This window comes from Glycomyces endophyticus, assembly GCF_039531525.1.
GTDB classification, from domain to species: Bacteria; Actinomycetota; Actinomycetes; order Mycobacteriales; family Micromonosporaceae; genus Glycomyces; species Glycomyces endophyticus.
In genome coordinates, this window is sequence record NZ_BAAAQF010000031.1 from 26,196 (window position 1) to 36,605 (window position 10,410).

10 protein-coding genes and 1 pseudogene are annotated in these 10,410 nt (G+C 72.7%); 2 read left to right on the top strand and 9 right to left on the bottom strand.

Translation table 11 applies throughout. The annotated features are described in order from the left end of the window. Positions 1–8 precede the first annotated feature (8 nt). The 7 genes from ABD419_RS23765 to ABD419_RS23795 form a co-directional block, all read right to left on the bottom strand. Entirely contained in the window at positions 9–935 is a 927-nt protein-coding gene (locus tag ABD419_RS23765; RefSeq protein WP_344492228.1) for a copper transporter, read from the bottom strand. Continuing rightward, positions 932–2,128, bottom strand: a complete 1,197-nt coding sequence (gene steA / locus ABD419_RS23770; RefSeq protein WP_344492231.1) for a putative cytokinetic ring protein SteA — start codon at positions 2,126–2,128, stop codon at positions 932–934. The genes ABD419_RS23765 and steA overlap by 4 nt, the downstream gene beginning before the upstream one ends. Before the next feature lie 86 nt (positions 2,129–2,214). Continuing rightward, complete coding sequence (recN, locus tag ABD419_RS23775) at positions 2,215–3,951, bottom strand: DNA repair protein RecN (RefSeq protein ID WP_344492233.1); 1,737 nt, start codon at positions 3,949–3,951, stop codon at positions 2,215–2,217. Positions 3,952–4,010: 59 nt separating this feature from the next. Beyond that, positions 4,011–4,922, bottom strand: a complete 912-nt coding sequence (locus ABD419_RS23780) for an NAD kinase (RefSeq protein ID WP_344492236.1) — start codon at positions 4,920–4,922, stop codon at positions 4,011–4,013. Positions 4,923–5,062: 140 nt separating this feature from the next. Beyond that, complete coding sequence (locus tag ABD419_RS23785; protein WP_344492239.1) at positions 5,063–5,872, bottom strand: TlyA family RNA methyltransferase; 810 nt, start codon at positions 5,870–5,872, stop codon at positions 5,063–5,065. A 68-nt stretch (positions 5,873–5,940) separates the two neighbouring features. After that, positions 5,941–6,141, bottom strand: a complete 201-nt coding sequence (locus tag ABD419_RS23790) for a hypothetical protein (RefSeq protein ID WP_344492241.1) — start codon at positions 6,139–6,141, stop codon at positions 5,941–5,943. Further along, positions 6,138–6,599, bottom strand: a complete 462-nt coding sequence (locus ABD419_RS23795; RefSeq protein WP_344492244.1) for a hypothetical protein — start codon at positions 6,597–6,599, stop codon at positions 6,138–6,140. Before ABD419_RS23795 ends, ABD419_RS23790 begins: the two co-directional genes overlap by 4 nt. A gap of 167 nt (positions 6,600–6,766) precedes the next feature. Here ABD419_RS23795 and ABD419_RS23800 point away from each other — a divergent pair, with 167 nt between their 5' ends. Continuing rightward, a complete protein-coding gene (locus tag ABD419_RS23800; protein WP_344492246.1) occupies positions 6,767–7,105 on the top strand; it encodes an SCP2 sterol-binding domain-containing protein in 339 nt (112 codons plus the stop codon). Positions 7,106–7,313: 208 nt separating this feature from the next. Next, positions 7,314–7,661, top strand: coding sequence for an SCP2 sterol-binding domain-containing protein (locus ABD419_RS23805; protein WP_091044649.1), 348 nt, complete (start codon positions 7,314–7,316; stop codon positions 7,659–7,661). Between the two features lie 80 nt (positions 7,662–7,741). Here the strand turns inward: ABD419_RS23805 and ABD419_RS23810 are convergent, their stop codons facing one another. Continuing rightward, complete coding sequence (locus ABD419_RS23810; RefSeq protein ID WP_344492252.1) at positions 7,742–8,773, bottom strand: HAD-IIA family hydrolase; 1,032 nt, start codon at positions 8,771–8,773, stop codon at positions 7,742–7,744. Further along, positions 8,748–10,410, bottom strand: a pseudogene (locus ABD419_RS23815) (hypothetical protein); the annotation flags it as partial. The pseudogene ABD419_RS23815 and the gene ABD419_RS23810, both read right to left, overlap by 26 nt.

Consider the following 10,410-nt stretch of genomic DNA (forward strand, 5'->3'; position numbering starts at 1 on the left):
GCGCGATACTAGGCCGCGTCGGGAAGCAGGCCGGAAGCGCCCTCCCCGATGCCGAGGTGGTCCACGGTGCCGGTGTTGATGATGTCGGCGAGCGCGGCGACGGCGGCGATCTGCCCCTGGGTGAAGGAGACGTTGTCGACGGTGGCGACGGTCCCGGCGTCGTCGGCGCGGATGGTGGCGATCGGGTTGCCGTCGCCGGTGGAGGTGATGGCGCCGTAGACGGTCGGGGAGTCGACCGAGAACTCGTTGGTCAGGGTGACCATGCCGGTGTTGCGGGCCTCGGCGTCGGAGTCGGTCGCGCCGGGGCCGGCGAGGACGAGGACGCCGTCGGCCGCGCCGGTGGGCGGGGTCTCGACGGTGAGCATCGACAGGTCGGTGAGGGCGGTGGTGACGGTGGTGATGTCGCCGGGCGCGATCTCGACGGCGGTGCCGGCGGCCTTGCCGGTGGTGACGGCGGCGAGGACGTAGCTCATGGCCTGGACGCCGTCGTAGGTGACGGGGGTGGTGACCGTGGCGGGGGTGGTGGTGTCGATGAGGTCGACGAGCTGGTCGGCGTTGGCGGGGTCGAAGAAGTCGTCGAGGACGGAGATGCGGCCCGAGACGGTGGCGCCGGCGTATCCGAGCATCTCGACGGCGCCGTCGACGCTGGAGTCGGCGCCGGGCAGGGCCACGACGAGGATGTTGCGGCCGGTGAGCTTGCCCGCGAGGTAGGCGGGGGCGATCTCGGCGGCGAACTCCTGCTCCTCGCCGAGCTGCTCCTCGAGCTCCTGCACGTTGGCGCGCAGCTGCTCGTTGGAGTCGCGCAGCGTCTGGCTCGTGGTCTCCAGCGCCTCCATGGCGGGGCCGTTGAGGGCGGCCGTGCCGAGGATGAGGCCCACGGTGAGGGCGAGGAACACCGCGGTGAGGCTCACCAGGTGGTAGCGGAAGTTGATCACGAGAACAGCCTTTGGATCTGGAAGAGCAGCCCGTCCCACCAGTCGGCGACGACGTCCACGAAGGAGCGGCCGACGGTGGAGATGGCGACGGCGGTGGCCATGGCGGCGAGGCCGGAGACGATGAGCAGCAGGAGGGCGGAGATCGACATGTCCTGGCGGTACAGGCGCGAGACGCCCTTGGCGTCCACGAGCTTGCCGCCCACGCGCAGGCGTGTGAGGAACGTCGAGGCCATGCCCCCGCGGCCCTTGTCGAGGAACTCGACCATGGTGACGTGGGTGCCGACGGCGCAGATGAGCTCGGCGCCCTTCTCGTCGGCCATGAGCATCGCGATGTCCTCGGAGGTGGCGGCCGCCGGGAACGGGATCGCGGGCACGCCGAGCTTGTTCATGCGCTCCATGCCGGGCGCGCGGCCGTCGGCGTAGGCGTGGACGACGATCTCGGCGCCGCAGCGCAGGGCGTCGTCGGACACCGAGTCCATGTCGCCGACGATCATGTCGGGCGTGTAGCCGGCCTCCAGGAGCGCGTCGGCGCCGCCGTCGACGCCCACGATCACGGGCTTGAACTCGCGGATGTAGGGCCGCAGGACGTCGATGTCCTCTTTGTAGTTGTAGCCGCGGATGACGATGAGGGCGTGGCGGCCGTTGAACGAGGTCTTGACCTCGGGGACGCCGACGCCGTCGAGGAGGAGGTCGCGCTCGCGCTTGAGGTACTCCATCGTGTTGGCGGCGAAGGCCTCCAACTGGACGGACAGGCCTTCCTTGGCGGCTTCCATGGCCTCCGAGACCGAGTCGGTCGTCAGGACCTCGCCTTCGGCGATCACCTCGTTGCCGAGGTATATCCTGCCGTCCGCGACGGTGACGGTCTTGCCTTCGCGGACCTTGTCGAAGATCGCGTCGCCGACGTCGTCGATGAGGACGATCCCGGCTTTGACCAGCACTTCGGGACCGAGGTTCGGGTAGCGGCCGGAGATCGACTTCGACGCATTGACGACCACGGCCACGCCGGTGCCCACCAGGGTGTCGGCGGCGACCCGGTCGAGGTCGACGTGGTCGATGATCGCGACGTCGCCGGGTTCGAGCCGGCCGCACAGCCGCTTCGTTCGGCGGTCGAGGCGGGCGGTGCCGACCAGCCGACCGTCAGTGGGGTCGCCGTCCTGGTTCCGCCCGGGCAAACGCAAGCTAGGTACACGCATCGTGCATCATCATGCCATCCAGTGACCGCGGCCCGTGCGACGGCGCGCCGCAATGACTCCGGGCCGGCCCCGGAGCCGCGCGGTCTTCAGGACTTCATCTTCGCAGCTTCGGCCAAGAGTTCCTCGGCGTGGGCCACGCCCAGGTGGGAGTCGGGCATGCCGGCGAGCATGCGAGCAAGCTCACGCGCGCGGGCGGCGTCGTCCACCACGCGGACGCCGGAGACCGTGACCGCGCCCGAGGTGTCCTTGGAGACGACCAGGTGGCGGTCGGCGAACGCGGCGACCTGCGGCAGGTGGGTGACGACCAGGACCTGGTGGCGGCGGGCGAGCTTGGCGAGGCAGCGGCCGATCTCGATCGCCGCGCCGCCGCCGACGCCCGCGTCGACCTCGTCGAAGACCAGGACCGGCGGGCCGCCGATCTCGGCGAAGACGACTTCGATCGCGAGCATCACGCGGGAGAGCTCGCCGCCGGAGGCGCCCTTGTGCAGGGCGGCCGGGACGGAGCCGGGGTGGGGGCGCAGGAGCAGCTCGACCTCGTCGGCGCCGTCCTCGGAGGCCCCGGAGACGGCGGTCTCCACGGCCAGGTCGACGCTGCCGCGCCCGGCCGGGCGCGGCTCGACGGCGGCCACGACCTCGGCGTGCGGCATCGCCAGGCCCTTGAGCTCGGTGGAGACCGAGTTCGAGAACCGCTCGGCGGCGGCGCGGCGGGAGGCGCGCAGCTGGGTGGCGAGGTCGGCAGCGCGGGCGGTGAGCTCGGCGTGCTGGGACTCGAGCTCGGCCACGCGCTCGTCGGAGACGTCGAGTTCACCGAGGCGCTTGGCGGCGTTGTCGGCCCACGCCAGGACGCCGGGGAGGTCCTCGGCGTACTTGCGGTAGAGGGTCTTGAGCGCGGCCTGGCGCTGGTAGATCTCCTCGAGGCGACGGGGGTCGGCGGAGAGGTCGTCGAGGTAGGAGGAGAGGTCGACGGCGGCCTCGGCCAGGAGCGCGCCGGCCTCGGCGAGGCGCTCGGCGAACTCGGCGAGCTTGGGGTCGGAGTGGGCGTCGTGCTCCAGGGCTCGCGCGGCCGCGCCGACGGTGTCGGTTGCGCCGCCCTCGCCGGTGGCGGGGTCGCCGGTGATGGCGCCGTGCGCGGTGGCGGCGGCCAGGCGCAGAGCCTCGGCGTTCTCCAGGCGCAGGGCCTCCTCGGCGAGCTCGGCCTCCTCGCCCTCCTGCGGGTCGACGGCGGTGATCTCGTCGAGGCCCAGGCGGAGCAGGTCGGCTTCGCGGGCCATCTCGCGGGCGCTGGTGCGCAGGCGGGACAGCTCGGCGGCGCAGGCGCCCAGCTCGTGGAAGACGGCGCGGTAGGCGTCGAGGACCTTGCCGTGGTCGGCTCCGGCGAAGCGGTCGAGCGCGGCGCGCTGCTCGGCAGGCTGGAGCAGGCGCATCTGGTCGGACTGGCCGTGGACCGAGATGGCGAGTTCGCCGAGTTCGGCGAGGACGCCGACGGGCGCGGAGCGGCCGCCGACCCATGCCTTCGAGCGGCCCTCCGAGGAGACCGAGCGGGCCAGGAGCAGCTCGCCGTCCTCCAGGTCGGCGCCGGCCTCGATGGCGCGCTCGCGCAGTTCGAGCGCGGCCTCGGCGACGGCGAACCGGCCCTCCACAAGGGCCCGGTCCGCGCCGAGGGGGGCACGGGAGGCACGACCGCCGAACAGCAGACCCAGACCGGCGACGACCATGGTCTTGCCCGCGCCGGTCTCGCCGGTGATGCAGGTCAGCCCGGGGTCGAGCGGCAGGGTGGCGTCAGCGATCACGCCCAGGTTCTGGATGCGAAGCTCCTCCAACACAGTTCAAGACTGTACTCGCACGGACCGACATCGCGGGGTGGAGTGCGCGCGGGTAGGAGCTAGATGCGGCCGTGCCGCCAACCGTCAACGGGCAGAGAGAGTTTCGAGACGAGGCGAGAGGCGAAGGGCTGGCCGGACATGCGCACGAGCCGGACCGGGCGCTCGGAGCGGCGGATGGCGACCGTCGATCCGGCCGTCAGGCGGGTGAGCTCCTTGCCGTCGGCGATGAGCGCGCCCTCGGTGCCGACGGACTCGACGCCGATGCGGATCTCCGAGGAGGAGTGGACGACCATCGGCTTGGCGAACAGCGCGTGCGCGTTCATGGGGACCACGACCAGCGCGTCCACATCGGGCCAGACGACCGGGCCGCCGGCGGACATCGCGTGCGCGGTCGAGCCGGTCGGGGAGGCGACGGCGACGCCGTCGCAGCCGTAGCGGGAGATGCGGGTGCCGTCGATCTCGATGAACAGTTCGAGCATGCGGGCCGGCTCGGCCTTCTCCACGGCGATGTCGTTGAACGCCCAGGAGCGGTGCAGCTCCCCGTCGGTGCCGGTCGCCTCGACGACGAGCGCGGTGCGCTCCTCGACGCAGTAGTCGCCTTCGAGCAGGCGCGAGACCACGGTCTCGAGTTCGCCGATCTCGGCCTCGGCGAGGAAGCCGACCTTGCCGAAGTTGACGCCGAGCAGCGGCACGTCGGCCTTCGCGGCGAGCTTGGCCGAGCGCAGGACCGTGCCGTCGCCGCCGAGGGCGAGCACGAGGTCGGCCACGTCGCCGCGCTCCTCGTCGGCGCCGTCGCCCACGACCAGGAGGGCCTCGGGGCGGTTGAGGGTGCGCATCTCGCCGGTGATGATGCGGACCGCGACGCCCGCTGAGCGGAGTGCGGCGGCGAGCTTCTCGGCGAGTTCGGCGACGTCCTCGCGGAGCGGGTGCGTCACGACCAGTACGCGGCCGGGCTTCTGCTGCGACCCCACTCGCGCTCCTTCACAGACGGTTACAGGGCCTCGAACTGTACACCGCGCGCACTGACGCACGGTATCGGTGAGCATACCCGGGATAACGCTTTCTCAACCCGGTTCCGGCGCGGCCGGCCTCGCTTGGGGGACAGGCCGATCTAGACCCCGTCCGGCGCGGCCCCCGGGCCCGCGGCGACCACGGCGTCGACCGTGTCGCGGGCGACGGGCTCGCCGCCGGTCTGCATGCGGCAGAAGAACTCCACGTTGCCCTTCGGGCCCGGCAGCGGGCTGGCGGCGACCGCGGTGGTGGTCCAGCCCAGGCCCGCGGCGGCCTCGATCACGTTCCAGACGGCGCCGGCGCGCAGGGCGGGGTCGGCCACGACGCCTCCGGCGCCGACCTGGCCCTTGCCGACCTCGAACTGGGGCTTGACCATCGGGAGGATGAGCCCGGTCGGCCTGGTGCAGGCGGCGAGCGCGGGGAGGACGAGGCCGAGCGAGATGAACGACAGGTCCCCCACCGTGAGGTCCACCTGGCCGCCGAGCTGCTCGGGGGTGAGGTGGCGGACGTTGGTGCGGTCGTGGACGCGGACGCGCTCGTCGGTCTGGAGCTTCCAGGCGAGCTGGCCGTAGCCGACGTCGACGGCGAGGACCTCGGCCGCGCCGCGGCGCAGCAGGACGTCGGTGAAGCCGCCGGTGGAGGCGCCGGCGTCGAGGACGCGCAGGCCCTGCGGGTCGACGGCGAACGCGTCGAGGGCGCCGATGAGCTTGTGGGCGCCGCGGGAGACGTAGTCGTCGGCGTCGCCCACCAGGCGGATCGAGTCGTCGCCGGTGACGCTGGTGGCGGCCTTGGTGGCGGGGATGCCGCGCAGGTGGACGCGCCCGGCCGCGATGAGTTCGCGGGCGTGCTCGCGGGAGCGGGCGATCTTGCGGCGGACGAGTTCGGCGTCGAGTCGGTAGCGCGTCGGCATGGCGCGGTCGCAGGCTTTCTACAGAGTTGCCGGGCGGCGCTCAGGCGCCGCCGGGCCCGGTCGTGGTGTCAGGCGTCGTCGACGTTGCTGAGGATCTCCGAGAGGCGCTGCTGAACGCCCTCGAAGACGGCCACGTGCTCGGTGACGGGCAGGTCGGGGAGCGCCTCGAGCCGCCCGAGGGCGGCTTCGACCTCGGCGGCGACGTCGTCGGTGTCGTCGTGCGGTCGCAGGCGGGCCGCGACGGCCCCTGGGTTCGGTGCGTCGGTCATGCGTCCCCTTCGTCGTCGCTGCGGTCCTGCGGGGCGGCGGGGGGTGCGGTGGCGGCGGGAGCGGGGGCCTCGGCGGGGGCCGGGGGCTCGGCCTGCGCCGGGGTCTCGGCGCGCTTCGCGGTCGCCGTGGCGGCGGCCTCGGCCTCGGCGAGGCGCACGCGCAGCTCGCGGATCTGCTCCTCGGAGTGCTCCAGGCGCAGGTTGAGGTCGTCGAGGTCGGCCTGCGTGGCGACGCCCATGCGGGTGAGGCCGGCGTCGAGTTCGGCGCGCACGAGCCGGACGATGTCGTGCGCGGTGCGGCCGCCGTGCTCGCGGAGCCGCTGGGCTCCCGAGCGGGCGCTGTCGGAGCCGGTGCGCAGGTCCTCGCGGACCTTGCCGGCGAACGCTCGGGCACGGCGGGCGGGCTCGCCGGCCATGCCGAAGACGGTGTCGAAGTAGGCGCGGGCGCTGTCGGCCATGTGGTCCCACTCCTTTCGGGGTCTGCCGGGTTCCCGGGACGGGGTCGTCTGCACTCAACGGTACTGCCAAGCTACCTGTGACCGGTCGCGACCGACGCGTCGTACTGGTCGGTAACATTCTGGTGGGCGCACTGCCGCGCCCGCGCCGAACGAAACAGGAGGGCCCCATGGCCACCATCGACGAATGCCGGACCGCTCTGGAGCAGTTCGCCGACAACCTCGCCGCGAACCCGAAGACGGTCAAGAAGCTCACCGGCTTCGAGCGCGGCCTCGCGGCCGACATCAAGGACCTGGACGTCTCCTTCAACGGCCGCTTCGAGGGCGGCAAGCTCGTGGGCATCACCGACGGCGACAACCCGGACGCCGAGATCCGCATGATCGTCGGCTCCGACGACCTGCTCAAGCTGGTCGCGGGCGAGCTCGACTTCATGAAGGCGTTCACGGGCGGCCAGGTGAAGATCAAGGCCCCCATGATGGACCTGATGAAGCTCCGCCAGGTCCTCTAGGGCCCCTCGGGACTTCGCCGAACGCGACCGCCCTGCGGCGTAGGGTGCGCGGGCGCGGGCCGTGAGGCCCGCCCCGCCCCCTGCGGCCCCCGGACGGTCAAATGCGTCCCGGTCGGACGCAACAGCATTCAGGCCACGTTGTAATCTCTGCGCAGCCGACCTCGCAGCCGAGCGGGTCGAGCTTCGTATGCACTACCGGGAGGACCGCATGGCCACTGTTGACGAAGTCCGCAACGTGTTGGAGAAGCTGGCGGGCAAGGTCGCCAGGAAATCCGACGAGCTCAACCTGGAAGACGACTTCGAACGCACGCTGGCCGTCGAAGTCACCGACCTGGGCCAGTCGTTCAGCGCCAAGCTGGCCGGCGGCAAGCTGACCGACCTGCTCGACGGCGACGCCCCCGACGCCGAGGTCCGCATCATCATCGGCTCTGACGACCTGATCGCGCTGTCGAAGAAGGAGCTGAAGCCCGCCAAGGCGTTCCTGACCGGCAAGATCAAGGTCAAGGCGTCCGTGAAGGACCTCGCGAAGCTGCGCAAGGCCCTCAAGGTCGACTAGTCCCCCGGGGCCCTGCGGCTCCGAGAAACGAGAAAGCCCGGACCGCGGCAGTCCGGGCTTTTCGCTTGCGTTCGAACGGGTCAGGCCAGCAGCTTCTCGGCCGCCTCGCCGACCGCGACGGGCGCGCGGGCCGGGTCGTAGCCGGTCATGTCGGCCGCGGCCCAGCTCAGCTCGCACAGGGCCCGCCACGCGTCCAGCTCGTCGCCGGAGCCGCTGAGGCGGATCTCCGCGCCGTCGAGGGCCGCGGTCCAGCCGCCGCACTCGATGCGGTCGACCGCGTCGTTCCAGTCGAGTTCGGGGTGCGGCTCGGTCAGGGCCGCGAGGCTCCAGCCGAGGTGCGTCGGCCGCTCCTCGGGCGGCAGGCGCAGCGCCGAGCGCGGCGAGACCACCCCGGTGAACACCAGGAGCGAGTCGAGGCCGGCCCGGTTCGCGCCCGCGATGTCCGAGTCGGGGCGGTCGCCGACCATGATCGCCCGGGCGCCGGGCTTGCGCGCCATGGCGAGTCGGTAGATCGGCTGCTCGGGCTTGCCCGCCACGAAGTGGGGGCCGTGCCCGAGCGCGACCGAGACGGCGCCCACGAGCGCGCCCATCCCCGGCAGCGGACCGTCCGGAGTGGGCAGTGTGGCGTCGAGGTTCGCCGCGGCCCAGTACGCGCCGCCGCGCACCGCGATCGTGGTGTCGGCGAGCGAGCGCCACGTGGTCTGCGGCGTGTACCCGAAGGCCACCGCGCCGGCGGCCTTCGGGTCGTCGACCGGGACGAGCCCGGCCTCGGCCACCGCGGCGCGGAGCGCGTCCGAGCCGGTCACGAGGACCTTGCCGCCCTTGCCGATCCGCTCCAGGATGCCGGAGGCCACCACCTGCGCCGAGGTGAGGACCTGGTCGGCCTGGGCGGGGATGTCCATGCCGCGCAGGGACTCCGCCACCGTCTCGGGGCTGCGCGAGGCGTTGTTCGTGACGAACACCGGCTCGCAGTCGAGGCCCGGAAGGGCCGCGAGGGTCGCGGCCGCTTCCGGGATCGGCTCGTGCAGCAGGTACACGACCCCGTCGAGGTCGAGCAGCGCCAGGTCGTAAGCGCGGGCGAGCGCCTCAGCGGCGCCTTTCAGTCGGGTCATCGGACTCCTCAGCGTCGGGGTTCGCCTGGTCGGACGGACGGTCGGACGCCGGCTCGGACGGTTCGCGCGGAGCCTCGGGCTCGTCGTCCTCGTCCTCGTCGTCGTCGAACTCGTCGTGCTCGTCGTCGCCGTCGCGGACGTCGTCGTCCTCGTCGCGGTCGCGGTCGCGGTCGTCGTCCTCGCGGTCGTCTTCGTCGTCGAGGTCGTCGTCCTCGTCGTCGTAGTCGTCGTCATCCTCGAAGTCGTCGTCGCGGTCGTCGTCCTCGTCGTCGTCTTCATCGTCGAGGTCGTCTTCGTCGTCCTCGAACTCGTCGTCGTCCTCGTCGTCGTCATCTTCTTCGAGCTCCTCGAAGTCGATGCCCTCCAACTGGAGCAGGCGCTCGGCGGCGCCGGTCTCGCCCTCCTCGTCGGCGGCGACGGCCTTGGACAGCCACTCGCGGGCCTCGTCCTCGAGACCGTCGGCCAGCAGGCCCTCGGCGTAGGCGTAGCGCAGGCGCGCCAGCCACGGCTCGGCCTTCGGCGAGTTGAGCGCGCCGACCTTGAGCATCGCGGTCGCGGCCTCGCCCATGCCCATGTCGCGGCGGGCGCCGGAGGCTACGATGAGGAGTTCGACGCGGACCTCGGCGTCGATGGTCTCGTCGCTGCCGAACTCCCGGTAGAGGTCGATCGCGCGCTCGGGGTGCCCCAGGGCGCGTTCGCAGTCGGCGATGAGCGCGACGTGGTCGTGGGTGCCGCTCAGGCGCTGCGCGGCGCGCAGCTCGTTGACGGCCAGCTGCCACTCCTCGGCGCCGTACGCGGCCACACCGGTCACCTCGCGCACGATCGCCACGCGGGACGCCTTGCGGCGGGCGTAGCGGGCCTGCTCCAGCGCGCCCTCGACGTCGTCCTCCGCGAGGAGGGCGGCGGCGGCGAGGAGCCGGTTGCCGACGGCCTCGGCGAGCTGCTTGTTCAGGCTGCGCAGACCCTCGCGGGTCTCCTTGTCGAGCTGGTCGAAGCCGTACTCGACGCCCTCGGGGAGGTTCGGGGCCTCGTCGGACTCGCCCACGCGGATCGGGCCCTCGTGACCGGCCTCGCGCTCCTCCAGCGGACGCAGGTTGTCCTTGCCGCGGCGCTCCCGGCCGTCGCGGCCGAGCTCCCGGTCGTCGTAGCGTCGCGGGCCGCGGTCGTCGCGGTCGCCGTAGCCGCGGCTGCCGCCGCGGTCGTCACGGAAGCTGCGCTGGCCGCCGCGGTCGTCCCGGTTGCCCTCGTAGCGGCGGGGGCCGCGGTCGTCGCGGTTGTAGCCGCCTCGGCTGCCGCCGCGGTCGTCGCGATTGAAGCTGCGCTGACCGCCACGGTCGTCGCGGTTGTAGCCACCGCGGTCGCCGTCGCGTCGCGGGCCGCGATCGTCGCGGTCGAAGCGGCGGGGGCGGTCGTCGCGGTCGAACGTGCGGGGACCGCGGTCGTCGCCGTCGCGGCGGGGGCGGTCGTCACGGTTGAAGCTGCGCTGGCCCCCGCGGTCGTCGCGGTTGTAGCCGCCTCGGCTGCCGCCGCGGTCGTCGCGATTGAAGCTGCGCTGGCCCCCGCGGTCATCGCGGTTGCCGTAGCCGCGGTTCCCGCCCCGGTCGTCGCCGTCGCGGCGAGGGCGGTCGTCCCGGTTG

Excerpts from the sequence above, each read along its gene's own strand:
- steA (WP_344492231.1), bottom strand. The coding sequence starts at position 2,128 with ATGCGTGTACCTAGCTTGCGTTTGCCCGGGCGGAACCAGGACGGCGAC.
- ABD419_RS23785 (WP_344492239.1), bottom strand. The coding sequence starts at position 5,872 with ATGCCGACGCGCTACCGACTCGACGCCGAACTCGTCCGCCGCAAGATC.
- ABD419_RS23790 (WP_344492241.1), bottom strand. The coding sequence starts at position 6,141 with ATGACCGACGCACCGAACCCAGGGGCCGTCGCGGCCCGCCTGCGACCG.
- ABD419_RS23795 (WP_344492244.1), bottom strand. The coding sequence starts at position 6,599 with ATGGCCGACAGCGCCCGCGCCTACTTCGACACCGTCTTCGGCATGGCC.
- ABD419_RS23800 (WP_344492246.1), top strand. The coding sequence starts at position 6,767 with ATGGCCACCATCGACGAATGCCGGACCGCTCTGGAGCAGTTCGCCGAC.
- ABD419_RS23805 (WP_091044649.1), top strand. The coding sequence starts at position 7,314 with ATGGCCACTGTTGACGAAGTCCGCAACGTGTTGGAGAAGCTGGCGGGC.
- ABD419_RS23810 (WP_344492252.1), bottom strand. The coding sequence starts at position 8,773 with ATGACCCGACTGAAAGGCGCCGCTGAGGCGCTCGCCCGCGCTTACGAC.